The sequence below is a fragment of the Bacillus sp. FG16 genome, assembly GCF_057809515.1.
The window spans coordinates 45,831-71,762 of record NZ_JBMDKC010000004.1 but is presented as its reverse complement, the minus strand read 5'-3'; the positions used below and the strand labels follow the sequence as shown (position 1 = coordinate 71,762).

Below are 25,932 nucleotides of genomic sequence, written 5' to 3'. Positions count from 1 at the left end.
ACCTCCCTGGTGCAATCGAATGACTCGATTCTTACATAGAACAAGTGATATTCTATCAAACGGTGAAGAGAATTGCAATAGTATATCCATGAAATTTCACGTAAAGGAAAGAATGACCTTATATAACTTTGGGAAATCTAACGATATTTACTATGAATTACGGAGGAGATACGATGAAAGAACCATTGGATTTAAGTAAATATAGCGTTAGAACTGACCTTGCTGTAGAAGCTCATCAAATGTTGCAAGAAAGCCAAGGAGAACAAAAAGGGATACAGGGAGTAATTGTAAAAGAGAGGGAAGAAGAAGGTACTATAATTACAAAAGTAACAATTGATGAAGCTGCCTCTGAAGCGATGGGTAAAAAACCTGGAAATTATTTAACGCTTGAAGTACAAGGTATACGTCAGCAAGATACAGAACTTCAACAAAAGGTGGAGCGTATTTTTGCAAAAGAATTTTCTTATTTCTTAGAAGAGGTTGGTGTTACAAAAGAAGCGAGCTGTTTAATTGTAGGCCTTGGGAATTGGAATGTAACACCGGATGCTCTTGGGCCAATAGTTGTAGAAAATGTATTAGTAACGAGACATTTGTTTCAATTGCAGCCTGAAAGTGTAGAAGAAGGATTTAGGCCTGTTAGTGCAATTCGACCGGGGGTAATGGGAATTACCGGGATCGAAACGAGCGATGTTATTTATGGGATTATTGAGAAGACAAATCCAGACTTTGTAATTGCGATTGACGCATTAGCTGCCCGTTCTATCGAACGAGTAAATAGCACGATACAAATTTCTGATACTGGAATCCATCCAGGATCGGGGGTTGGGAATAAACGTAAGGAACTAAGTAAAGAGACATTAGGTATCCCTGTTATTGCAATTGGTGTTCCGACTGTGGTCGATGCCGTTTCGATTACGAGTGATACGATTGATTTTATTTTGAAACATTTTGGTCGAGAGATGAAAGAAGGAAACAAACCTTCACGATCTTTGTTACCAGCGGGATTTTCATTTGGAGAAAAGAAAAAATTAACAGAAGAAGATATGCCAGATGAAAAGAGCCGAAATATGTTTTTAGGTGCTGTTGGTACGTTGGAAGAAGAAGAAAAAAGAAGGCTGATTTATGAAGTGCTATCGCCTCTTGGTCATAATTTAATGGTGACCCCAAAAGAAGTAGATACTTTTATTGAGGATATGGCGAATGTAATAGCGAGTGGTTTAAATGCAGCGCTGCATCATCAAATTGATCAAGATAATACAGGAGCGTATACACATTGAGGGAGAAAGATGATAATAGTTTGAGTCGTTTTGCGCTTTTGTGTATATGTAGTGTAGCTTTATGTTTACTTATGATGATAGCAGGAGTGTCACTTGCTAATCATGGTTTGAAAAGTATGAAAGGTTATCGGCAATTGTCGTATGAACAAATAGCTCATATGACAGGGACAGAGAGTACAGGTGTTGAATCAGAAATTTTGGGTAGTTCGTTTTCAGCTTCAGAAAAACAACAACAATTAGAACGTTTAAGAAGTTTTAATGTTGTAGAAGGAATTGGGATGGCGGTAGCAAGTGTAGCTTATGAAATGACGAAGTTCGGAACGGATATAGTTGTTGGGAAAATAAAGGGGATTTTTAGCTAAGAGTAACATGGGAGGCGGTTGTTTTACTGATTTGTAAGACAACCGTTTTAAAATTTGAAAAGGGTTTGTCTCTTATGGTTTATTCGCATAAGATATAGATAGAATGATTTGTATCGTAAGCAGCACGAGTTTTCATTGAATCTTTGTTGCTCTATTGATATAATCAGTGCTAGTGTATATTGGCGAGACTATTAGGAGTTGAGAACATAGATGAACAAAGAAGAAAGAGCAAAAAGACAGTCCAAAATTCGTAATTTCTCTATTATTGCTCATATTGACCACGGAAAATCAACGTTAGCAGACCGTATTTTAGAGAAAACAAATGCGTTAACACAACGCGAAATGAAAGCTCAGTTGCTTGACTCTATGGATTTAGAGCGTGAGCGTGGTATTACAATTAAATTAAACGCAGTACAATTAAACTATAAAGCAAAAGATGGTGAAGAGTATATTCTTCATTTAATTGATACACCAGGACACGTCGACTTTACGTACGAAGTATCTCGTAGTTTAGCGGCTTGTGAAGGCGCGATTCTTGTAGTAGATGCAGCGCAAGGTATTGAAGCGCAAACGTTAGCGAACGTATACTTAGCGCTTGATAACAACTTAGAAATTTTACCAGTTATCAATAAAATCGACTTACCAAGTGCGGATCCAGAACGTGTACGTCAAGAGGTAGAAGATGTAATTGGTTTAGATGCATCAGAAGCGGTACTTGCTTCTGCGAAAGCTGGAATTGGTATTGAAGAAATTTTAGAACAAATTGTTGAAAAAGTACCAGCTCCAGCAGGTGATTCAGAAGAGCCGTTACAATGTATGATTTTCGACTCTTTATATGATCCGTACCGTGGTGTAATTGCTTATATCCGTGTTGTAAATGGAACGGTAAAAGTTGGCGATAAAGTACGTATGATGGCAACGGGTAAAGAATTTGAAGTAACAGAAGTAGGTGTATTTACACCGAAAACTACGCAACGTGATGAGTTAACAGTAGGTGATGTAGGTTTCTTAGCAGCATCTATTAAAAACGTAGGTGATACACGTGTTGGTGATACGATTACACATGCGAAACGTCCAGCTGCAGAGGCGTTACCAGGTTACCGTAAATTAAACCCGATGGTATTCTGTGGGCTGTATCCAATTGATTCTGCTCGTTATAACGATTTACGTGATGCGTTAGAAAAATTAGAGTTAAACGATTCTGCTCTTGAGTTTGAACCAGAAACATCTCAAGCGTTAGGATTTGGTTTCCGTTGTGGATTCTTAGGACTTCTTCACATGGAAATCATTCAAGAACGTATTGAACGTGAATTTAAGATTGACTTAATTACAACAGCGCCAAGCGTTATTTATAAAGTTTATTTAACAAACGGTGAAGATGTTATTGTTGATAATCCATCTAATATGCCAGATCCACAGTCTATCGATCGTGTAGAAGAGCCGTTTGTGAAGGCTTCAATTATGGTTCCGAATGACTATGTTGGAGCTGTAATGGAAATTTGCCAAGGTAAACGTGGAACGTTTATTGATATGCAATATTTAGATGAAACGCGTGTTACATTAACATATGAAATCCCGTTATCAGAAATCGTATATGACTTCTTCGATCAATTGAAATCAAATACGAAAGGGTATGCATCATTTGACTACGAGTTAATTGGTTATAAACCATCTAAACTTGTGAAAATGGATATTCTTTTAAATAATGAACAAGTAGATGCTTTATCATTTATCGTACACCGTGATTCAGCGTATGACCGTGGTAAAGTAATTGTAGAGAAATTAAAAGAATTAATTCCGAGACAACAGTTCGAAGTGCCAATTCAGGCGACTATCGGAAATAAAGTTGTAGCCCGTTCTACAATTAAGGCGATGCGTAAAAACGTACTTGCAAAATGTTACGGCGGTGACATTTCTCGTAAGCGTAAACTTCTTGATAAGCAAAAAGAAGGTAAAAAACGTATGAAGTCTGTTGGTTCTGTAGAAGTGCCGCAAGAGGCATTCATGGCTGTACTGAAAATGGATGACAACTAATATTTGAAATAAAAAAGAAGTCGTTTGTGCGGCTTCTTTTTTCTGTATAATTACTTTTTAGACATCTGAGCAACTCTCATTTACAATAATGAGAGAGCTTTTTAGTTCATATAGAGTTAGGAGATTGTTAATGTCCGAAAATATTCGAAAAGATATTCAAGATAAAATACAAAATGGCAATTTTAATTGTGAAAAGGAATTGACGCTTTCTATTATTAGTGGAAAGTGGAAAGTTGTGATACTGTGGCATCTTGGTGTGGAAGGGCCTCATCGTTTTAGTGAATTACAACGGTTATTCCCAAGCATTTCTCATAAAGTTTTGTCGAACCAATTAAAAGAGTTAATGGAAGATGGGATTGTTGATCGAACAGTATATCCCGAAATTCCTCCTCGTGTTGAGTATTATATGACGGAACTAGGCATGTCGCTTTTACCGATCGTTGAAATGATGTATGATTGGGGAAAAATGCGAATGGAACAAATTCGTAATACGTTAGAGAAGTAGAGAATCCTCCGGAGTGCGGAGGTTTTCTTTTTAGAAAGGTAGGAGTTATATTTGGTACAAGCTGCATATATTCATATTCCGTTTTGTCAGCACATTTGTCACTATTGTGATTTTAATAAAGTGTTTATTGAACGCCAACCGGTTGATCAATATTTAGATTATTTAGAGAAGGAAATAATAAATACGGTTCAAAAAGTTCCGTTTGATAGTATGAAAACGATTTTTGTGGGCGGTGGAACTCCGACAGCGTTAAATATGGAACAGACAAAAAAATTACTCGAGATTATTAATCGTCATTTGCGTCCGTTTGCTCCAAATTGTGAATTGACATTTGAAGCGAATCCAGGAGATCTACCGAAAGAGAAGTTGAATGTACTACTAGAAGGTGGAGTGAATCGAATTAGTTTTGGTGTGCAAACGTTCCGTGATGAACTGCTTGAGAAAATCGGGCGCAAGCATACGAGGGAAGATGCATTCCTAGCGATTCGAGAAGCTCAGGAAGTAGGCTTTAAAAATATTAATGTAGATATTATTTATGCTTTGCCAGGACAAACGATAGAAGATGTGAAGGAAACATTAGACATTGCTTTTACGCTTGGTGTACAACATTTCTCGGCATATTCATTAATTGTGGAACCCAAAACAGTGTTTTATAACTTAATGAATAAAGGGAAATTGCGTCTTCCGGGTGAAGACCATGAAGCGAAAATGTATGAAATGGTAATGGATGAAATGGAGAAAAACGGTTATAACCAGTATGAAATTAGTAATTTCTCAAAAGGTGACAATAAAAGTAAACATAATCTCACATACTGGAATAATGAAGAGTATTATGGCTTTGGAGCTGGAGCTCATAGTTATGTGAATGGGGAACGTATTCAAAATGTAGGTCCGCTGAAGCAATATTTTAATAAAATTGATGAAACAGGATTTCCGTATTTAGATGTTCATAAGGTGACGGAGAAAGAAAGAATGGAAGAAGAACTGTTCTTAGGACTTCGAAAAACGAAAGGTGTTTCTAAAACGGCATTCCGCAATAAATTTAATGTGGAGATGGATCAAGTTTTCGCGAAGCAGTTACAAAGCAATCAAGAACAGGGATTACTTGAAGAGGAAAATGGACATGTGCGTTTAACGCGAAAAGGAAAATTATTAGGGAATGAAGTATTCCAATCATTTTTGATTGACTAATTAAATGTTCCATGGGCGTGAAAAAGTTTCATTATTTCGTGACGTTTCCGTTGACAATTGAATGTCAATTTTGGTAAGTTATTAATAGATTTAGCACTCGAAGACAAAGAGTGCTAACAGAGGTGATGATGAGATGCTTACGGAACGTCAGCTCTTAATTTTACAAACAATTATTGATGACTTTATTGGATCAGCGCAGCCTGTTGGGTCTAGAACGTTGGCTAAAAAAGATCAAATTACATTTAGTTCAGCTACTATTCGAAATGAAATGGCGGACTTAGAAGAATTAGGTTTTATTGAAAAAACACACAGTTCTTCTGGACGTGTTCCTTCTGAGAAAGGCTACCGATTTTATGTAGACCATCTTTTAGCGCCGCAAAACTTACCGAACGCTGAAATTGTACAAATTAAAGATTTATTTGCTGAAAGAATTTTTGAAGCGGAAAAAATTGCACAGCAATCTGCTCAAATTTTATCAGAACTTACGAATTATACGGCCATTGTCCTTGGACCGAAGTTAAGTACAAATAAACTTAAAAATGTACAAATTGTGCCGCTTGATCGTCAAACTGCAGTCGCTATTATTGTAACTGATACAGGGCATGTACAAAGTAAAACGATTACCGTTCCGGAATCTGTTGATTTATCAGATTTAGAAAAAATGGTTAATATTTTAAATGAAAAGCTATCTGGCGTACCGATGGAAGAACTTCATAATAAAATCTTTAAGGAAATTGTTACAGTTTTACGTGGGTATGTTCATAATTACGATAGTGCAATAAAAATGTTAGATGGTACATTTCAAGTTCCGTTATCGGAAAAGATATACTTTGGAGGAAAAGCAAATATGCTTTCGCAGCCAGAGTTCCATGACATTCAAAAGGTTAGATCTTTGCTTACCATGATTGATAATGAAGCCGAATTTTATGACATTTTGCGTCATAAACAAGTCGGGATTCAAGTGAAAATTGGTAGGGAAAACACTTCGACGGCTATGGAGGATTGCAGTTTAATTTCTGCAACATATTCGATCGGCGAAGAGCAACTTGGAACAATTGCTATTTTAGGTCCTACGAGAATGCAATATTCTCGTGTAATTAGTTTGTTACAGTTATTTACGAGACAATTTACTGATGGACTTAAAAAGTAAATGAGAGTAATACATTCGCTCAAGTGATGAAATTTTCATTGCTGTGTGTAATATATAATGTTTAGGTAATCATGCTATACATGATACCTAATACCTTTTAAGGAGGTGAATATTGTGGAAGAGCGTAACGAACAAGTGGTAGAAGAAGTAAAAGAAGCGCAAGTTGAAGAAGCTGTCACGCCAGAAAACAGTGAAGAAACTGTAGAAGAAAAAAGTGAGGCTGCTCTTTTACAAGAAAAAGTAGATGAGTTACAAGCGAAACTAACGGAAACGGAAGGTCGCACATTACGTCTACAAGCTGATTTTGAAAATTATAAGCGCCGTGTCCAAATGGATAAACAGGCTGCTGAAAAATATAGAGCACAAAGTCTAGTTTCAGACATTTTGCCAGCTCTTGATAATTTTGAAAGAGCGATGCAAGTGGAAGCAACTGATGAGCAAACGAAATCCTTATTACAAGGTATGGAAATGGTGCATCGTCAATTGCTAGAAGCGTTGACTAAAGAAGGTGTGGAAGTGATTGGAGCTGTTGGTAAACCGTTTGATCCTAATGAACACCAAGCTATTATGCAAGTGGAAGACAGTGAATTTGAATCAAACGCGGTTGTGGAAGAATTCCAAAAAGGTTATAAACTAAAAGATCGTGTAATTCGCCCATCAATGGTAAAAGTAAATCAATAATTTACATAAAAGTAGGAGGATTAGCCATGAGTAAAATTATCGGTATTGACTTAGGTACAACAAACTCTTGTGTAGCTGTTATGGAAGGTGGAGAACCAAAGGTTATCCCAAATCCAGAAGGCAACCGTACAACACCTTCTGTTGTAGCTTTCAAAAATGAAGAACGTCAAGTTGGGGAAGTTGCAAAGCGTCAAGCAATTACAAACCCAAATACAATCATGTCTGTTAAACGTCATATGGGTACAGATTACAAAGTAGAAGTTGAAGGTAAAGATTACACACCTCAAGAAATTTCTGCAATCATTTTACAAAACTTAAAAGCTTCTGCTGAAGCATACTTAGGTGAAACAGTAACGAAAGCTGTTATTACAGTACCTGCATACTTCAACGATGCAGAGCGTCAAGCAACGAAAGATGCTGGTCGTATCGCTGGTTTAGAAGTTGAGCGTATCATTAATGAGCCAACAGCAGCAGCACTTGCTTACGGTTTAGAAAAACAAGATGAAGAACAAAAAATCTTAGTATATGACTTAGGTGGCGGTACATTTGACGTATCTATCCTTGAGTTAGCAGACGGCACATTCGAAGTTATTTCAACTGCTGGTGACAACCGTCTTGGTGGAGATGACTTTGACCAAGTTATCATCGATCACTTAGTAGCTGAGTTCAAAAAAGAAAATAACATTGATTTAAGCCAAGATAAAATGGCGCTTCAACGCTTGAAAGATGCAGCTGAAAAAGCGAAAAAAGATCTTTCTGGTGTAACACAAACACAAATTTCATTACCATTCATTAGTGCTGGAGCTGCTGGTCCATTACACTTAGAATTAACGTTAACAAGAGCGAAATTCGAAGAACTTTCAGCAGGTCTTGTTGAAAGAACATTAGAGCCAACTCGTCGTGCATTAAAAGACGCTGGTTTTGCTCCAAGCGAATTAGATAAAGTTATTCTTGTTGGTGGATCTACTCGTATCCCAGCTGTACAAGAAGCTATTAAACGTGAAACTGGTAAAGAGCCATATAAAGGTGTAAACCCTGATGAAGTTGTAGCATTAGGTGCTGCAGTTCAAGGTGGCGTACTTACTGGTGATGTAGAAGGCGTACTATTATTAGATGTAACTCCACTTTCTTTAGGTATTGAAACTATGGGTGGTGTGTTCACGAAATTAATCGAGCGTAACACTACAATTCCAACAAGTAAGTCACAAGTATTCTCAACAGCTGCTGATAACCAACCAGCAGTAGACATTCACGTATTACAAGGTGAGCGTCCAATGTCAGCTGACAACAAAACGTTAGGTCGTTTCCAATTAACAGACCTTCCACCAGCACCACGTGGTATTCCACAAATCGAAGTAACATTCGATATTGATGCGAACGGTATTGTTAACGTACGTGCGAAAGACTTAGGAACAAGCAAAGAGCAAGCTATTACAATCCAATCTTCTTCAGGTCTTTCTGATGAAGAAGTAGATCGTATGGTACAAGAAGCAGAAGCAAATGCTGACGCTGACCAAAAACGTAAGGAAGAAGTTGAACTTCGTAACGAAGCTGACCAACTTGTATTCCAAACAGACAAAGTTGTAAAAGATTTAGAAGGTAAAGTAGATGCAGCTGAAGTTGCAAAAGCAACAGAAGCGAAAGAAGCATTACAAGCTGCAATTGAGAAAAACGAGCTTGAGGAAATTCGTGCGAAAAAAGACGCTTTACAAGAAATCGTACAACAATTAAGTGTTAAATTATACGAGCAAGCTCAAGCAGCTGCTGGTCAAGCAGAAGGTGCGCAAGGTGCACAAGACGCTGGCGTGAAGAAAGATAATGTAGTTGACGCTGAGTTTGAAGAAGTAAAAGAAGACAAGTAATTCAACTGCAAAGATAATAAGTAAGATGACAAAAAGTCAAAGTCAAGCGTGCCTTGACTTTGGCTTTTTTCACGAATGAGGAGAAATGTGTGAGGTTCTTAAGTTTTTTGCTTTGCATACTGTAAGTGAGGAAACTTTGTTGCAAAGCACTTTCTTTCGGTGTTAAAATTACGTTTATGTGAAAGATTCGGGGGTTGCAAATTTATGAGTAAACGAGACTATTATGAGGTCCTTGGACTTAGCAAGGGCGCTTCAACAGATGAAATTAAAAAAGCGTATCGTCGTTTGGCTAAAAAATACCATCCAGACGTAAGCAAAGAAGAAAATGCGCTTGAAAAGTTTAAAGAAGTACAAGAAGCATACGAAGTGTTAAGTGATGATCAAAAGCGTGCGCAGTACGATCAATTTGGTCATGCTGGTGCAAATCAAGGCTTCGGTGGATTTGGCGGCGGAGGAGACTTCGGCGGTGGCTTCGGTTTTGAAGATATATTTAGTTCTTTCTTTGGCGGTGGTGGCGGCAGACGTCGTGATCCGAATGCTCCGCGCCAAGGTGCTGACTTACAATATCAAGTCACTTTAGATTTTGAAGAAGCTATTTTTGGTAAAGAATTAAACGTGGAAATTCCAGTAGAAGATCCATGTGATACTTGTAAAGGTAGCGGTGCAAAACCAGGAACTTCAAAAGAAACATGTAAACATTGTTCAGGATCAGGTCAAGTGAGTGTAGAACAAAATACACCGTTTGGTCGTATTGTGAACCGTCAAGCTTGTGGTCATTGTTCAGGTACTGGGCAAATGATTAAAGAAAAATGTACGACATGTCACGGTTCTGGTAAAGTTCGTAAACGCAAAAAAATCAATGTTAAAATTCCAGCAGGTATCGATAATGGTCAACAAATTCGTGTATCTGGAAAAGGTGAAGCTGGCGTAAATGGTGGACCAGCAGGAGATTTATATGTAGTCGTTCATGTAAGAAGTCATGAATTCTTTGAGCGTGAAGGAGATCACATTATTTGCGAAATGCCATTAACATTTGCACAAATGGCACTTGGTGCTGAAGTGGAAGTTCCTACTGTTCATGGTAAAGTGAAGCTGAAAATCCCAGCAGGAACACAAACTGGAACAGAATTCCGCTTAAAAGGAAAAGGTGCTCCGAACGTACGTGGATACGGTCAAGGAGATCAATATGTAGTCGTTCGCGTTGTTGTACCGACGAAATTGACTTCACATCAAAAAGATTTATTACGTGAATTTGCAGGGCAAGAAGAGCAGGATGATAGTTTGTTTGGAAAGCTTAAACGTGCTTTCAAAGGGGAATAATGGAAATAAAAAATGGAGTTGGTAAATTGTGAAATGGTCAGAAGTTAGTATTCATACAACAGAAGAAGCAGTAGAAGCTGTCTCTCATATTTTACACGAGGCTGGTGCTAGTGGAGTTGCTATTGAGGACCCAGCGGAGTTAACGAAAGAGCGCGAGCAACAATATGGTGAAATTTATGCATTGAATCCAGATGAATATCCGGCGGAAGGTGTATTAATAAAAGCATATTTTCCGCAAACGGATTCTTTACATGAAACGATTGCAGGTGTAAAATCATCTATTGATGTGCTTCCATCTTACGACATTGAAATTGGTACTGGAAATATTACCGTTAACGAAGTCAATGAAGAAGATTGGGCTACTGCTTGGAAAAAATATTACCATCCAGTACAAATTTCTGATACATTCACAATCGTACCGACGTGGGAAGAATATACACCATCTTCTCCTGATGAAAAAATCATTGAATTAGACCCAGGTATGGCGTTTGGTACAGGAACTCATCCAACAACAACGATGTGTATTCGTGCTTTAGAAAAAACAGTACAGCCAGGTGACGCTATCATTGATGTAGGAACAGGTTCTGGTGTGCTTAGTATTGCAGCGGCAAAATTAGGTGCGTCTTCTGTTCAAGCATATGATTTAGATCCGGTTGCAGTTGAAAGTGCAGAAATGAATGTGCGTTTAAATAAAACAGATGATATCGTGTCTGTTGGGCGAAATAGTCTTTTAGAAGGTATTGAAGGTCCTGTTGATTTAATCGTAGCTAACTTATTAGCAGAAATTATTCTTTTATTCCCTGAAGATGCAGCGAGAGTTGTGAAGTCAGGTGGACTATTTATTACATCGGGCATTATTGCTGCGAAGGAAAAAGTAATTTCTGAGGCGTTAGAACAAGCTGGATTTACAATTGAAGAAGTGTTACGAATGGAAGATTGGGTAGCAATTATTGCACGAAATGCGTAATATAGATTTTAGTCTATAATGAAAAGGGGAGTCTCTCACTATAAGGTGAGGGACTTGCCGTTTGTTATATGAAAAATGATAATGTTTCGTTCTTTTCGTAAGTGTTGACTTACGAAAGGAACGAAACTCTACTAAGGTGATTATATGCAACGTTATTTTGTAGAAGAAAAACATGTAAGTGAAGCAAAAATTCGCATTGTAGGTGATGATGTACATCACATTGCGAGAGTAATGCGTATGACAGCTGGCGATCAAATGTATTGCTGTGTAAACGGAAAAACAGCAGTGTGTTCAATTGATGAAATTACCAGTGAATTTATTAATACGGCTATTGTAGAATGGGTAGAGGCGTCAAGTGAACTTCCTGTTTTCGTGACGATTGCAAGTGGACTGCCAAAAGGAGACAAGCTAGAGTTGATTTTTCAAAAAGGAACTGAGCTTGGGGCAGCTGCATTCTTACCATTTCAAGCATCTCGCTCTATCGTAAAATGGGATGCGAAAAAAGCTGATAAAAAAGTTGAGCGTTTAAGAAAAATTGTGAAAGAAGCTGCGGAACAATCACATAGAAGTGAAATTCCAGAAGTACATGCTCCGGCATCATTTAAGCAATTGCTTTCAATGAGTGGTGAGTATGATGTTTGTCTTGTTGCTTACGAAGAGGAAGCAAAACAAGGCGAGAAATCTAATTTTGCGAAAGCTTTAACGACAATGAAACCAGGTCAAAAACTATTGATTGTATTTGGCCCAGAAGGCGGTTTAGCTGAGGAAGAGATTACAGCGCTTCGTGAACATAAATTTGTACCATGTAGTTTAGGACCAAGAATTTTAAGAACAGAAACGGCGCCGTTATACGCGTTAAGTGCTGCTTCGTATCATTTTGAATTGATGGGGTGATGATCAATGTCAACTGTTGCGTTCCATACGTTAGGTTGTAAAGTAAACCACTATGAAACAGAAGCCATTTGGCAATTGTTTAAACAAGGTGGTTATGAAAGAACAGAATATGAAAAGAAAGCTGATGTATATGTTATTAACACATGTACAGTAACGAATACTGGGGACAAAAAAAGCCGTCAAGTAATCAGACGTGCTGTGCGTCAAAATCCAGATGCAGTTATTTGTGTAACGGGATGTTATGCACAAACATCTCCAGCTGAAATTATGGCGATTCCAGGTGTAGATATCGTAGTTGGTACACAGGATCGTGAAAAGATGTTAGGTTACATCGAAGAATTCCGTAAAGAGCGTCAACCAATTAATGCTGTCCGCAATATTATGAAAACACGTGTGTACGAAGAACTTGATGTACCTTATTTCACGGATCGTACACGTGCGTCTTTAAAAATACAAGAGGGTTGCAATAACTTCTGTACATTCTGTATCATTCCTTGGGCGCGTGGTTTAATGCGTTCTCGTGATGGAAAGGAAGTTATTAAACAAGCACAACAATTAGTGGATGCAGGCTATAAAGAAATCATATTAACGGGTATTCATACAGGTGGATACGGCGAAGATATAAAAGATTATAACTTGGCTGGATTACTTCGTGATATGGAAGCGGAAGTAGGCGGATTAAAACGCCTTCGTATTTCTTCTATTGAAGCGAGTCAAATTTCAGATGAAGTAATTGAAGTGTTAGATAAATCTGAAGTAGTTGTACGTCACTTGCATATCCCGTTGCAATCTGGATCTAATACTGTATTAAAACGTATGCGTCGTAAATATACGATGGAATTCTTCCAAGAGCGTTTAGATCGTTTGAAAGAAGCGTTACCAGGCCTTGCAATTACATCTGACGTAATCGTTGGTTTCCCAGGTGAAACAGAAGAAGAATTCATGGAAACATACAATTTTATTAAAGAGAACCGCTTCTCTGAGTTACACGTGTTCCCTTATTCAAAACGTACAGGAACACCTGCAGCGCGCATGGAAGATCAAGTTCCTGAAGATGTGAAGAACGATCGTGTTCATCGTTTAATTGAGTTATCTAATCAATTAGCGAAAGAATATGCATCAGCGTTTGAAGGTGAAGTACTTGAAATTATTCCGGAAGAGCAATTTAAAGAGGGCGACCGTGAAGGGTTATATGTAGGTTATACAGATAACTACTTGAAAATTGTATTTGAAGGATCAGAAGAATTAATTGGTAAGCTAGTGAAAGTGAAAATTACGAAAGCTGGTTATCCATATAACGAAGCGCAATTTGTTCGTGTTCTTGAAGATGATGTGAAAAAAGAATCAGCAAGCGCATAAAAAGAGCGTGCAACCGGAAACGGTTTGCATGCTTTCTTTATTTTTGAAGAGGTTAAGTACTAGAAGGTGGGGAGGCGTTTCGTGCATCCCTGTATGAAAAAAGATGAAATGATAAAAATATAGTTATCTTCATGAAAGAAGGATACTAGCTATTTGCATAACTTTTGAAAAGGAAATGCTTCTATTCTTCTTTTATTCTGCCAAATAGTTGACCTGAAGTGATAAAATGTATTATAATCGTAAAAGACATGCTGAAGAAGTGTTTCTTTTTGCATGCTGAAGTTAGTATGTAAGTGTGATGTTTCGGAGGGAGGGAAAGAGAATGTCAAAAACAGTCGTTCGTAAAAACGAGTCTTTGGAGGATGCACTTCGCCGTTTTAAAAGATCGGTTTCTAAAACTGGTACACTTGCTGAAGCAAGAAAGCGCGAGTTTTATGAAAAACCAAGTGTAAAACGTAAGAAGAAATCTGAAGCGGCAAGAAAGCGTAAATTCTAAGAGAGGGTGTAAGTTATGAGTCTTCTCGGTCGTTTAAACGATGATATGAAACAAGCGATGAAGAATAAACAAAAAGAAAAATTAACCGTTATTCGTATGGTTAAGGCTGCTTTACAAAATGAAGGTATTAAACTGCAACATACTCTTACTGAAGAAGAGGAAGTAACAGTTTTAGCTCGTGAAGTAAAACAGTATAAGGACTCCCTCCTTGAATTTAAAAAAGCTGGTCGTGAAGACCTTGTTAATAAACTGCAAAGTGAAATTCAGATTTTAAGCGCATATTTGCCAGAGCAATTAACTGAAGAAGAACTAGTTGATGTAATCAAGCAAGTTATTTCTGAAGTTGGTGCGACTTCTAAAGCAGATATGGGTAAGGTGATGACTGCTGTTATGCCGAAAGTAAAAGGTAAAACAGACGGATCACTTGTGAATAAGTTGGTTATCCAGCTATTAGCATAAAAAAACGTCTCATTTCGTATGAGACGTTTTTTATTGTTCTTATTAAGGAAAAACGCTATATTGCTTAAAAAGCGTTTCTGTAAGTGATAGAAACGCCTCTGGTATGTAAAAAAGGTAACGGCCTTAGTTGTGATTAATCCCACCATAAAAAAAGCTTTTTCGTTTTCTTAATTTCTTCGACTAACTCCTCAATGCTTTCTATTCCTTGTTCCACTATATCTGGACAAAATTCATACATTTCTTGCGCGAAAGATTGCATTTCTTCGTCTGTAGGTAACACGCTAAAAATGGCATCAACCCAGTCATGATCTGCACCGATTATGATAAAAGGATAGCGATCATTCCATTTTCTTAGTTTGAAAATAACATCTATATTGCTAACTTCGTAATTAACGCCATTTGTTTGTTGGATTGTAAGGATATCAAATTGGCCATTTCCTTGTGTAATTGCAATTCTACACTTACTCTTACTTCCTTGACTAAAACTTCTTTCGCAAATAAAAGCTAAGTATCCAAGCTTCTGAACCTCAGATTGAAGTTTTATAACTTGCTGTTCAGCATAATTCTCAAAGGTAACGAAAGAGACTCCGGCTATTTTAGATTTTGAATCAGTTGCATAAAAGGGCTGGATGCTGCTGTTAGTAACTTGTTTTATAACATTTAAAATTTCTTGACTAAATCCAATTTCCTTTCGTATTTCCTCGCTTATTAATTCATTTTTTTGTTTTTTAATGACTCCTAATATTTTTTTGAAATTCATATAACAACCACCTATAAGATATTCTTACTTACACCGCAAAATTCAGAGTGGAGCAATTTCCTTTTTCGAATTTTATCTTATTTGTCTAATGAATGACAACTACTTATTCTATGGTCAGTATGTCACACCCAGAACAAATTGTAACAGGGTTTTTCAAGTTTCTAACTGCTCGCTAGGCTCAATTTCTTAATGTAACTTGTACTGATATCCCCTAGGGGCGCATATTCTTGTATTAATACTTCTATTATTATGGGTAACATCCTCTGATCCATCATTGTCCCGATAAATATGATTTCATATAGCGACTGTTTTAATTAACATGAGATGAACACTTACAGAATATAGTTATGTTAGTGAAGTCGTTATAACACGATAGGCACTTGTGAAGAAATACATATATATGGGATGAGGAGGGGGTCTTTCGAGATGAAGAAATTAGAACAAATGAAAAATTGGTTAACAAAACAAGTAGACCTACCAGTGGATGTATTAATGGATCTGCCTCGGATTACTCTTGTTGGGCAAATACATATTTATATAGAAAATCATCGGGGGCTATTAGTGTTTTCAGATAAAGAAGTGCGATTGCTTTTAAAACACGGTCAATTACTAATTAAAGGACAATCCTTTGTTATTAAAACGATTCTTCCAGAGGAGCTTTTGCTCGAAGGGATAATTGAGCAAGTAACATTTTTAGAAAATGAGAAAAAAGGTGATTGAAGTGAAACTTCCATTTGTGAAGTTTTTCTTCTTTATCCTGTAAAAGTTCCGTTGATAGAGATCGATTACAGTTTTACTCTGTTTCATTTTAGTACGAGCTATTTTAATGCTTCAAATGAAAAGTGGTATATCTACTTTTAGAAAGGTAGTGAAGGTGGTAAATGAAAAATAAATGGTTTATAAAGTGGCTTGGATATGTAAAAGTGCGAATTGAAGGTAGAGGAGCGGAACGGTTTGTTAATGAATGTGTACGGAGGAATTTATTAGTTTGGGATGTTAGGAAGATAGCTGATGAAACGTTAGTTTTTTGTATGTTGTTACGCGATGTGAAAAAAATAAAACCAATTTATAGAAAAAATGAATGTAAATTATATTTTATTGGACGTTATGGTTTTCCTTTTTGGAATAAGCGTTTAATTAAAAACAGTGGATTTTTAATTGGGTTTTTAATTTTCTTTTTTGGCGTGATTACAATGTCAAATATGGTTTGGAAAATTGAAATTTCAGGAGCAAAACCTGAAACAGAATATATATTGATGAAAGAATTGGATAAAATGGGTATTCAAAAAGGGAAACTACAGTTTCAAATGCCGAATGTAGAAGATGTACAACGCCATTTGACAGATAATATTAATGCCATTACTTGGGCGGGACTAGAAGTAAGAGGAACAACGTATCATTTTAAAATCGTTGAAAAAAACGAACCGAAAAAAGAAAAGGAACAAAGGCCGCAAAATTTAGTAGCAAAAAAAGAAGCGATTATTACAAAAACGTTTGTAGAAGTTGGAAAGCCGGTTGTACTGAAAAATGATCATGTAGAAAAAGGGCAGATTCTCGTATCGGGAATATATGGTAATGAGGAAAGTCCGACGATTGTTTCAGCGAAAGGTATTGTGTATGGCGAAACGTGGTATACGTCTAAGGTAGATGTCCCACTAAAGACGCAATTCCAAGTGTATACTGGTAATGTATATAATGAACATTTTCTTAAATTTTGGGATATGAAAATAAAAATATGGGGATTTCAACATGATAAGTATAAACGCTCTCGTACTGAAAGTGTAAAGCATGATGTGAAATTATTTGGTTTTACACTGCCGATTGCATATGAAAAAGATGTTGTAAGAGAAGAGGAAGAAGCGAATCGAGAATATACAGAAAAGCAAGCGCTGAAAGTAGCGAAAGAGATGGCTGAAAAAGAACTAAAGAAAAAATTGGATGAACATGCTATGATTGTAAGTGATAAGATTTTGAGTAAAAAGGTTGAGGCGGATCAACTAAAAGTCACATTGCATTATACTGTGGTTGAAAATATTGCAGAGCCACAACCAATATCCGAATCCGATATTCAAGGAGACTGAGTAATGGCAGAACAATTAGTAGAAATGAACCAACAATTGGAAAATACTAACGAAGCAATCGCTCTTTTTGGAGTCAATGATGCGCATTTAAAAGTAATTGAACGAGAACTGAATGTATCGATCGTAACTAGAGGAGAAACTGTTCATGTATCTGGGGCAGTTGAAACGGTGACACTCGTAGAAAAAATCTTACAGCAATTACTTGTTGTAATTCGTAAAAGTATATCAATTTCAGAGAGAGATGTTGCGTATGCAATTCAGCTCGCACAACAAGGGAAAATTGCTCAATTTGAAGAGTTATATGAAGAAGAAATTTTCAAGACTGCAAAAGGTAAATCCATTCGTGTAAAAACAATGGGGCAAAGACGATATATTCATGCGATGAAGAAGAATGATATTGTCTTTGGGATAGGGCCTGCAGGAACTGGAAAAACATACTTAGCTGTAGTAATGGCTGTGAGGGCTTTAAAACAAGGATATGTAAAGAAAATTATTTTAACAAGACCTGCTGTAGAAGCTGGAGAAAATTTAGGTTTTTTACCAGGGGATTTGAAAGAGAAGGTGGATCCATACTTACGTCCATTATATGATGCCTTACATGATATTCTTGGACAAGAATATACGCAGCGTATGATGGAGCGAGGAGTAATTGAAATCGCGCCGCTTGCTTATATGAGGGGACGTACGCTTGATGATTCATTTGTTATTTTAGATGAGGCTCAAAATACAACGGGTGCTCAAATAAAAATGTTTTTAACAAGATTAGGTTTTAGTTCTAAAATGGTTATTACAGGAGATCCTTCACAAGTAGACTTGCCGAAAGGGGTAAAATCAGGGCTATCTATAGCTGCTAATATTTTATCTGGTGTATCAGGTCTGTCATTTATTACATTAGAACAAACGGACGTTGTGAGACATCCATTGGTGCAACGTATTATTGAGGCATATGATAAAATGGAATGATCCTATTTGTCAGGATCATTTCTTTTTGTATGATAAGGTTGGCGAACGTCGTATTTTTTACTATCATGAAAGATAAGGAAAATAAACTATAGGTACTGGTATAAAATGTTGCCTCAAAGTATCGTTGGGTAGAAGAAATGAAAGCTATAAATAGTTTCACTTTATTTCTGGAGAGGAGAAGGTATTGAAATCATGTCAAGATCTCAAGAAATTTCTAAGTGGTTTCGTAATTTACAACATTCGAAAAAACTAAGTTGGATTTCTTACGTTGTATTAGGAGCAGTGCTGTTTTTTGCGCTTATGAATAATGTAAAACCAGAGCAATTAGATGTTAACATGTATTCTATTGCGAAAAAGACAATCCATTCTCCTATAAAAATTGAAGATAAAGTTACAACGGATAAAAAGAAAAAAGAAGCCGCTACAAAAGTTGAAGATCAATATACATATAAAAGTGAGTATAAACAAAATAAAGTTGATATTGTGAATGACGTCTTTGCTAAAGTAGATGAAGTGGTGCAAGAGATTAAAGCTGTTGGACCGGATGATCAAAAAAAGATGACTGATGCTGAGAAAGTGGACAAGTTAAAAAAGAAACTACCCACTGACTTAACGAAAGAATTATCTGATTCAAACTTACTAAATTTGATTAATGCAGATTCGAGCCAATTAGTATTAGCGAAAGATGCTGCGGTCACAGCGATTAATAGTATCATGACTGAGCATATTAAAATGGACGAATTGAAAGATGCGAAAGAACGATATGTAAGTGAGATGAATAGTGTTAATGTTGATAATGGTTTAAAAGAGTCAATTAAGGCGCTAGGAAGATATGCGATTTCAGCGAACTATTTTTATGACCCGACCTTAACGAAAGAGAAGAGAAAAGCAGAGGAAGATTTAGTTCCACCTGTTTATATTCTTCAAGGGCAAGTTCTTGTTAGAGAAGGTGAAACAATTTCAAGTGATGTGTATAATCAGTTGAAATTAGTTGGTTTGTTAGAAAAAGGGAACGGCTTTCAACCTTATGTTGGATTAGCGGTACTCATTGGTGTGTTACTATACTTTATGCATAAACAATTTGAATTATTTTTAAAGAGAAAAAGAGAAGATAGACCGTATGTTTTAGCGTATATTACAATTTTGTCTATTACAATCGTCTTAATGAAAATCATTAGTTTATTTCAAAAACTTGAATATGCAGGGATTGCATATGTTGTCCCAGTTGCGATGGGAACAATACTTGTAAAACTAATGATTGGTGATCGATTTGTCTTTTTAACGAGTATGATTTTTTCTGTATGCGGAAGTATTATGTTTAATGAAGGAGTAACGAGTACATTAAATTATAGTGTAGGGATTTACGTATTGTTAAGTTCATTATCGGTTAGTATTTTCTTGCGAGAAAAAAATCGTCGTACAATGATTTTACAAGCTGGTATACTCGTTTCTGTATTAAATGTAGTCGTATTAGCGGCGCTCTTATTATTACGTAATGGGAATTTTTCGCCTCTTGAAATTGGTACGCAATTATTAATGGCTTCACTTTCAGGGATTATATCATCCGTTTTGGCTATGGGGATTTTACCATATTTAGAAAGTGGACTTGGAATCGTATCAAGTATGAAGCTTATGGAACTATCAAGTCCAAATCATCCGCTTTTACGCAGAATTTTGTTAGAAGCGCCAGGGACATATCATCATAGTGTAATGGTAGCGAATCTTTCTGAGGCTGCTTGTGAAGCAGTCGGGGCAAATGGTGTATTAGCGCGTGTAGGGGCATATTATCATGATGTAGGAAAAACAGTACAACCGCAATTCTTTATTGAAAACCAAATGGGAATTGAAAACCCGCATGATAAATTAGATCCTGTAACGAGTAAAGATATTATAATTGCTCACGTAACGGATGGAGTAAGAATGCTCGAAGAATATCATATTCCACAAGAAATTATTGATATCGCTGGGCAACATCACGGTACAACGTTACTGAAATATTTTTATTATAAAGCTATTAAAGAAGATAAAGAAAAATATACAGAAGAGATGTTCCGTTATCCAGGTTCAAAAGCAACTTCGAAAGAATCGGCAATTGTTGGTATTGCTGATAGTGTAGAAGCTGCGGTACGTTCTATGAATCACCCAACGCCAGAACAAATTAATAATTTGGTGCAAAGTATTATTAAAGATCGACTGCAAGACGGTCAATTTAGTGAATGTGATTTGACGTTTAAGGAACTACAAATCGTTGGAAAAACGTTGTGTGAAACGTTAAATGGTATTTTTCATTCGCGTATTACATATCCGGAACCTCCGGAAGAAAAGGAGAAAGAATGAGTTTGTTAATTGATTTTATTGATGAAACAGAAGAAGTAAAAGAAGAGTATATGAGTTTAATTCGTGAAGTGTTAGAAAAAGCAGCTCAAATGGAAAATATCGAGGATGGTGCGGAGGTATCGGTGACATTTGTAGATAATGAGCGCATTAGAGAAATTAATCGTGATTACCGAGATAAAGATCAACCTACAGATGTAATATCCTTTGCCATGGAAGAGATGGGAGAAGGAGAAATGGAGATTGTTGGTGCAGAGATGCCGCGCATGTTAGGTGATCTTATTATCTCTATTCCGAGGGCGAAAGAGCAAGCTGAAGAGTACGGACATTCTTTCGATCGTGAACTTGGATTTTTGGCGTTGCATGGCTTTTTACATTTACTTGGTTATGATCACATGACTGAAGATGATGAAAAAGAAATGTTCGGAAGACAAAAAGAAATTTTAGAAGCTTTTGGATTAGGACGATGAAAAAAGGAAAACTTATAGATAGTTTTGGATATGCTATAGCTGGTATATTCTTTTGTTTTCGTCATGAACGAAATATGAAAATCCATTATTTAGCCGCAGTCATTGTTATATGCTGCGGCTTTTATTTCCATATTACGAAAATAGAGTGGATGATATTACTTATTGTAATAGGGAGTGTAATGAGTTTAGAGATGGTAAATACGGCTGTGGAAAAAACGGTAGATTTAGCGACTGCCGATATTCATCCGTTTGCAAAAATTGCAAAGGATGTTGCGGCAGGAGCGGTTTTATTGTTTGCAATTATAGCTGTTATAATTGGTGCTATTATCTTTTTACCGTATATGGTATAGTTGCATTCCGAAGCTTTTATTAAGCTTTGGAAGTGCTGTAAGGGCCTTTAATGAGAGAGTGTATCTCTTCATAGCTGTGAACAGGAAGGATGCGGGAATATGAATAGTAAACAATTAATTCTAGAAGCAATCGAAGCGCGTAAACAAGCGTACGTACCATATTCTAAATTTCAAGTGGGTGCAGCATTATTAACGCGCGGTGGAAAAGTATATCGTGGATGTAATGTTGAGAATGCATCATATGGCTTATGTAATTGTGCTGAAAGAACAGCTTTATTTAAGGCGGTTTCTGAAGGAGATAAAGAATTTGTAGCCATTGCGGTTGTAGCAGATACAAAGCGCCCAGTACCTCCTTGTGGAGCATGTCGACAAGTTATGGTAGAATTATGTAAACAGGATACGAAAGTATACTTATCAAACTTACATGGTGACGTTCAAGAGACGACAGTCGGAGAATTGTTACCAGGAGCATTTTTAGCGGAGGATTTACATGAATAGAAAAGGTTATAAATCAGGTTTTGTCTCTATTATTGGCAGACCGAATGTTGGAAAATCTACATTTTTAAACCGTATTATCGGCCAGAAAATTGCTATTATGAGTGATAAGCCACAAACGACTCGTAATAAAATTCAAGGTGTATATACAGAAAATGATGCACAAGTTATTTTCATTGATACACCAGGAATACATAAACCTAAACATAAATTAGGCGACTTCATGGTAAAGATGGCGCAAACGACATTAAAAGAAGTGGATATTGTTCTGTTTATGGTTAATGCAGTTGAAGGATTTGGTCGTGGTGAGGAATTCATCATTGAGAAATTAAAAGAAACGAAACAACCAGTATTTTTAGTCATTAATAAAATTGACCAACTTCATCCAGAGCAATTACTAGAGTTAATTGATCAATATCGTAAACTACATGAGTTTGCAGAGATCGTACCAATTTCTGCGTTAGACGGTAATAATGTGGACGCTTTAATTGGAACAATTAAAAAGTATTTACCAGAAGGACCACAATACTATCCAGAGAATCAAGTAACGGATCATCCGGAGAGATTTATTATTGCAGAGCTTATTCGTGAGAAAGTACTACATTTAACACGTGAAGAAGTGCCGCATTCTGTGGCTGTTGTTATCGATGCGATTCAAAAGCGTGAGGGCGGGGCAGTTTATATAAATGCAACGATTGTTGTTGAACGTGCATCACAAAAAGGAATCATCATCGGAAAACAAGGAAAAATGTTAAAAGAAGTTGGTAAGCGAGCTCGTTTTGATATTGAAGCGCTACTTGGTTCTAAAGTATTTTTAGAAGTATGGGTAAAAGTGCAAAAAGATTGGCGTAATAAAATGTCTCAGCTTCGTGACCTAGGTTTCCGCGAGGATGAGTACTAAAATAGAGTAAAGTTGTAATCAGTGGATGGTTGGTTCATCCACTGATTATTGGTTTTTATGAACTTTGATAAATTAGGAAAAATTTTTCTCACATGAAAATGGACAAAATGGGTCAATTTAATAACAACAAAGGAAATTGGTTTATAGGCTACGCTTATTGAGAAAGGTGGATTCTTATGCTAGATTTTACCTGGAAGTTTTTCTCCAAAACAGGAAGCATTGAAACGTACTTGCTTTTGAAAGAAATGGAAAAAGACGTAAACGATGAGATGGATCAACATGAAGAGGAGCTAGCGCATCTAGACTCTCCAATTTCTTGACCCGTTTTGTTCAAACCTTGGATGGTGACGAACATGTTTCAAAAAGTTGAGGGCATCGTTATCCGTACGACAGATTACGGAGAAACGAACAAGATTGTTACAATATTCTCAAGAGAACTTGGTAAGATAAGTGCAATGGCAAGAGGGGTAAAAAAGCCGAAAAGCCGGTTAGCATCTGTGTCGCAACTAATGACACATGGCCATTTTCTTATTCAAATGGGATCTGGGCTTGGAACATTGCAACAAGGCGAGATTATTTCAACTATGAAAGAAATTCGCGAGGATATATTTTTAACTGCTTATGCATCATTTATTGTTGAGTTAACTGATAAAGCAACAGAAGATAAAAAACATAATCCGTATTTATTTGAAATGTTATATCAAACGTTGCATTATATGTGTGAGGGTGTTGATTCAGAAGTATTATCATTAATTTATCAAACGAAAATGCTTCCGGTATTAGGGATGCGCCCGTACTTTGATACATGTGCGATTTGTCATCAAGAAACAGACTTTGTCGCCTTCTCCGTCAGGGAAGGCGGTTTTCTGTGCTCACGTCATGCAGAGCAAGACCCATATCGTATACCGGTAGGAGAAGCTGTTCATAAATTATTACGTCTTTTCTTCCATTTCGATTTACATAGGCTCGGAAATGTATCGGTAAAGGATAGCACAAAAAAACAAATGCGTTTAGTATTGAATACATATTATGATGAATATTGCGGAATTTATTTGAAATCAAGACGTTTTTTAGAACAACTTGATAAGTTTCAAATATAATTTTGGGCCGTATACGGTCCTTTTTACATACTTTCTTTTTCGAATAGCATATTTAGTATATAATATTTAAGAGATAGTATAACTTTTTTCGTTGTGCATTAAAGGTGGTGATTATCATAGAGCTGAATAAACGGCAAGAACATATCATTCAGATTGTAAAAGATCACGGTCCTATTACAGGGGAATCAATTGCAGCGCAATTGGGTCTAACACGTGCGACGCTAAGACCAGACTTAGCAATTTTAACGATGGCTGGTTATTTAGAAGCACGTCCACGCGTAGGTTATTTTTATACGGGTAAAACTGGGGGGCAGCTATTATCTGAAGCTGTTAAGAAAATTAAAGTACAAGATTATCAATCTAGACCGGTTGTAATTGATAAAAATGTTTCCGTATACGATGCAATTTGTACGATGTTTTTAGAGGACGTTGGTACATTGTTCGTTGTAGATCAGATGACTCTATTAGTTGGTGTTGTGTCTCGTAAAGATTTATTAAGAGCGAGCTTAGGAAAGCAGGATTTAACCTCTCTTCCGGTTAATATTATCATGACAAGGATGCCAAACATTGCGATGTGTCGTAGAGAGGATTCTTTATATGATATTGCGATGGAATTAATAGAAAGACAGATTGATGCAATGCCAGTTGTAAAAGATACGAAACAAGGTTTAGAAGTGATTGGGCGAATTACAAAAACAAATATTACACGCGCGTTTGTAAATTTAGTAAATAACGAATAAGTGTAATTTGTTTAAAGTGAGGTAATGTAATGGATAATAAAATCGTATATGTCGTATCTGACTCTGTAGGGGAAACGGCTGATTTGGTTGTTCGAGCAGCAATGGGGCAATTCCCGTTTGCTCCTGATATTAGACGTGTACCGTATGTAGAAGATACAGGGACATTAAAAGAAGTGATTTCGATTGCTAAGAGTAATCAAGCACTTATATGTTTTACGTTAGTTAAGCCTGATATGCGCCAGTATTTAGTAACAGAGGCTGCAAAAGAAGGAGTAGAGGCATACGATATTATCGGCCCTCTTATTGATCAAATTGAAGAAATTACGGGGCAAGTGCCGAGATATGAGCCAGGTGTTGTCCGTAGGTTAGATGAAGAATACTTTAAAAAGATTGAAGCGATTGAGTTTGCTGTGAAGTATGATGACGGCAGAGATGCACGAGGTATTTTAAAAGCAGATATCGTGTTGATTGGTGTTTCGCGTACATCAAAAACACCACTTTCCCAATATTTAGCTCATAACAAACGCTTGAAAGTTGCGAATGTACCACTCGTACCAGAAGTTGACCCACCTGAAGAACTATATCAAGTGGCAAAAGAAAAATGTTTCGGTTTGAAAATTACGCCAGATAAGTTAAATCATATTCGAAAAGAACGATTAAAATCACTTGGATTAAGTGATGGAGCAACATATGCAAATATTAATCGTATTCAAGAAGAAATTGATCACTTTGAGGAAGTAATTAGTAAAATAAATTGCCAAGTAATCGATGTATCGAATAAAGCGATTGAAGAAACAGCAAATATTATTGTGAATGCAGTGCAAAACCAAAAAATGTTTTAGCACATTTACCAAAGGTGAATGTGCTTTTTTCGCTCGTGTGAAATATGATACCTATGGATTTTGTAATAGATTGTAGTGTAATGGTTATACTTATACTCCTTTGTCTTTTAGTATATTCAAGATGTGAGTTTGTCATCCTGAAATGTAAGATGAAAAAATAAAGGGATATGTAGCGTAGTTGAAGAAAATATATTATAATAAAAAATTGTGATAAAAACCTATATTTTACGTTTAGACTTTAATTTTTCAGAATAAACTAGGGATAGGATTTACGAAAAAGACATGTAATTACGTTAAATCGACAAAATCTATACAAGAAAACGCACATTATGGAAGGAT

27 protein-coding genes are annotated in these 25,932 nt (G+C 36.5%); 26 read left to right on the top strand and 1 reads right to left on the bottom strand.

The genetic code is table 11. From position 1 onward, the window contains the following. Positions 1–173: 173 nt before the first annotated feature. The 14 genes from gpr to ACODS7_RS02990 all read left to right on the top strand — a co-directional run bounded on the left by gpr (position 174) and on the right by ACODS7_RS02990 (position 14,557). Positions 174–1,277, top strand: coding sequence for a GPR endopeptidase (gene gpr, locus ACODS7_RS03055; RefSeq protein ID WP_029443322.1), 1,104 nt, complete (start codon positions 174–176; stop codon positions 1,275–1,277). Next, positions 1,274–1,639, top strand: coding sequence for a YqxA family protein (locus ACODS7_RS03050; RefSeq protein WP_001207095.1), 366 nt, complete (start codon positions 1,274–1,276; stop codon positions 1,637–1,639). Before gpr ends, ACODS7_RS03050 begins: the two co-directional genes overlap by 4 nt. 210 nt (positions 1,640–1,849) lie before the next feature. Further along, positions 1,850–3,673 carry an elongation factor 4 gene (gene lepA / locus ACODS7_RS03045; RefSeq protein ID WP_001030948.1) on the top strand — a complete coding sequence of 608 codons (1,824 nt, stop codon included), beginning with the start codon at positions 1,850–1,852 and terminating at the stop codon, positions 3,671–3,673. A gap of 130 nt (positions 3,674–3,803) precedes the next feature. After that, entirely contained in the window at positions 3,804–4,178 is a 375-nt protein-coding gene (locus ACODS7_RS03040; protein WP_001293539.1) for a winged helix-turn-helix transcriptional regulator, read from the top strand. A 51-nt stretch (positions 4,179–4,229) separates the two neighbouring features. Next, positions 4,230–5,369: a radical SAM family heme chaperone HemW gene (hemW, locus tag ACODS7_RS03035; RefSeq protein WP_029443320.1), complete on the top strand. Its 1,140-nt coding sequence runs from the start codon at positions 4,230–4,232 to the stop codon at positions 5,367–5,369. 133 nt (positions 5,370–5,502) lie between these two features. Then, positions 5,503–6,519: a heat-inducible transcriptional repressor HrcA gene (gene hrcA, locus ACODS7_RS03030; RefSeq protein ID WP_016080253.1), complete on the top strand. Its 1,017-nt coding sequence runs from the start codon at positions 5,503–5,505 to the stop codon at positions 6,517–6,519. A gap of 114 nt (positions 6,520–6,633) precedes the next feature. Further along, on the top strand, positions 6,634–7,200 hold the full coding sequence (gene grpE, locus ACODS7_RS03025; RefSeq protein WP_243168193.1) for a nucleotide exchange factor GrpE: 567 nt from the start codon (positions 6,634–6,636) through the stop codon (positions 7,198–7,200). A 26-nt stretch (positions 7,201–7,226) separates the two neighbouring features. Further along, positions 7,227–9,062, top strand: a complete 1,836-nt coding sequence (gene dnaK / locus ACODS7_RS03020) for a chaperone protein DnaK (RefSeq protein ID WP_016080254.1) — start codon at positions 7,227–7,229, stop codon at positions 9,060–9,062. Between the two features lie 204 nt (positions 9,063–9,266). Then, positions 9,267–10,382 (top strand): molecular chaperone DnaJ, encoded by a 1,116-nt coding sequence (dnaJ, locus tag ACODS7_RS03015; RefSeq protein WP_016080255.1) that lies wholly within the window; start codon positions 9,267–9,269, stop codon positions 10,380–10,382. A gap of 28 nt (positions 10,383–10,410) precedes the next feature. After that, positions 10,411–11,349, top strand: coding sequence for a 50S ribosomal protein L11 methyltransferase (prmA, locus tag ACODS7_RS03010; protein ID WP_043936245.1), 939 nt, complete (start codon positions 10,411–10,413; stop codon positions 11,347–11,349). Between the two features lie 144 nt (positions 11,350–11,493). Beyond that, a complete protein-coding gene (locus ACODS7_RS03005) occupies positions 11,494–12,243 on the top strand; it encodes a 16S rRNA (uracil(1498)-N(3))-methyltransferase (RefSeq protein WP_048563814.1) in 750 nt (249 codons plus the stop codon). 6 nt (positions 12,244–12,249) lie between these two features. Then, the gene (gene mtaB / locus ACODS7_RS03000; RefSeq protein ID WP_243168194.1) at positions 12,250–13,602 is read left to right on the top strand and encodes a tRNA (N(6)-L-threonylcarbamoyladenosine(37)-C(2))-methylthiotransferase MtaB; all 1,353 of its coding nucleotides are present in this window, start codon (positions 12,250–12,252) and stop codon (positions 13,600–13,602) included. Positions 13,603–13,924: 322 nt separating this feature from the next. Beyond that, on the top strand, positions 13,925–14,098 hold the full coding sequence (rpsU, locus tag ACODS7_RS02995) for a 30S ribosomal protein S21 (RefSeq protein ID WP_000048061.1): 174 nt from the start codon (positions 13,925–13,927) through the stop codon (positions 14,096–14,098). 15 nt (positions 14,099–14,113) lie between these two features. Beyond that, positions 14,114–14,557: a GatB/YqeY domain-containing protein gene (locus ACODS7_RS02990; protein ID WP_000054582.1), complete on the top strand. Its 444-nt coding sequence runs from the start codon at positions 14,114–14,116 to the stop codon at positions 14,555–14,557. Positions 14,558–14,690: 133 nt separating this feature from the next. Here the strand turns inward: ACODS7_RS02990 and ACODS7_RS02985 are convergent, their stop codons facing one another. Beyond that, entirely contained in the window at positions 14,691–15,317 is a 627-nt protein-coding gene (locus ACODS7_RS02985) for a DUF4253 domain-containing protein (protein WP_029443318.1), read from the bottom strand. 426 nt (positions 15,318–15,743) lie between these two features. Here ACODS7_RS02985 and yqfC point away from each other — a divergent pair, with 426 nt between their 5' ends. The 12 genes from yqfC to ACODS7_RS02925 all read left to right on the top strand — a co-directional run bounded on the left by yqfC (position 15,744) and on the right by ACODS7_RS02925 (position 25,593). After that, entirely contained in the window at positions 15,744–16,037 is a 294-nt protein-coding gene (gene yqfC / locus ACODS7_RS02980; RefSeq protein WP_000732269.1) for a sporulation protein YqfC, read from the top strand. 161 nt (positions 16,038–16,198) lie between these two features. After that, positions 16,199–17,398, top strand: coding sequence for a sporulation protein YqfD (gene yqfD, locus ACODS7_RS02975; RefSeq protein ID WP_050844529.1), 1,200 nt, complete (start codon positions 16,199–16,201; stop codon positions 17,396–17,398). Between the two features lie 3 nt (positions 17,399–17,401). Then, positions 17,402–18,361 carry a PhoH family protein gene (locus tag ACODS7_RS02970; RefSeq protein ID WP_000840520.1) on the top strand — a complete coding sequence of 320 codons (960 nt, stop codon included), beginning with the start codon at positions 17,402–17,404 and terminating at the stop codon, positions 18,359–18,361. Positions 18,362–18,553: 192 nt separating this feature from the next. Next, positions 18,554–20,698 carry an HD family phosphohydrolase gene (locus ACODS7_RS02965; RefSeq protein ID WP_029443317.1) on the top strand — a complete coding sequence of 715 codons (2,145 nt, stop codon included), beginning with the start codon at positions 18,554–18,556 and terminating at the stop codon, positions 20,696–20,698. Continuing rightward, positions 20,695–21,165 carry an rRNA maturation RNase YbeY gene (gene ybeY, locus ACODS7_RS02960; RefSeq protein WP_016080260.1) on the top strand — a complete coding sequence of 157 codons (471 nt, stop codon included), beginning with the start codon at positions 20,695–20,697 and terminating at the stop codon, positions 21,163–21,165. The genes ACODS7_RS02965 and ybeY overlap by 4 nt, the downstream gene beginning before the upstream one ends. Further along, positions 21,162–21,515: a diacylglycerol kinase family protein gene (locus ACODS7_RS02955; RefSeq protein WP_000715464.1), complete on the top strand. Its 354-nt coding sequence runs from the start codon at positions 21,162–21,164 to the stop codon at positions 21,513–21,515. The genes ybeY and ACODS7_RS02955 overlap by 4 nt, the downstream gene beginning before the upstream one ends. Before the next feature lie 99 nt (positions 21,516–21,614). Next, positions 21,615–22,013: a cytidine deaminase gene (locus ACODS7_RS02950; RefSeq protein WP_001086285.1), complete on the top strand. Its 399-nt coding sequence runs from the start codon at positions 21,615–21,617 to the stop codon at positions 22,011–22,013. Beyond that, positions 22,006–22,911 (top strand): GTPase Era, encoded by a 906-nt coding sequence (gene era, locus ACODS7_RS02945; RefSeq protein ID WP_001080230.1) that lies wholly within the window; start codon positions 22,006–22,008, stop codon positions 22,909–22,911. The genes ACODS7_RS02950 and era overlap by 8 nt, the downstream gene beginning before the upstream one ends. A gap of 176 nt (positions 22,912–23,087) precedes the next feature. After that, positions 23,088–23,231 carry a YqzL family protein gene (locus tag ACODS7_RS02940; protein WP_000883924.1) on the top strand — a complete coding sequence of 48 codons (144 nt, stop codon included), beginning with the start codon at positions 23,088–23,090 and terminating at the stop codon, positions 23,229–23,231. A gap of 33 nt (positions 23,232–23,264) precedes the next feature. After that, the gene (recO, locus tag ACODS7_RS02935; RefSeq protein WP_243168195.1) at positions 23,265–24,011 is read left to right on the top strand and encodes a DNA repair protein RecO; all 747 of its coding nucleotides are present in this window, start codon (positions 23,265–23,267) and stop codon (positions 24,009–24,011) included. Positions 24,012–24,118: 107 nt separating this feature from the next. Continuing rightward, the gene (ccpN, locus tag ACODS7_RS02930) at positions 24,119–24,751 is read left to right on the top strand and encodes a transcriptional regulator CcpN (protein WP_000583756.1); all 633 of its coding nucleotides are present in this window, start codon (positions 24,119–24,121) and stop codon (positions 24,749–24,751) included. Between the two features lie 29 nt (positions 24,752–24,780). Beyond that, the gene (locus ACODS7_RS02925) at positions 24,781–25,593 is read left to right on the top strand and encodes a pyruvate, water dikinase regulatory protein (RefSeq protein WP_000368944.1); all 813 of its coding nucleotides are present in this window, start codon (positions 24,781–24,783) and stop codon (positions 25,591–25,593) included. The last annotated feature ends 339 nt before the right edge of the window (positions 25,594–25,932 follow it).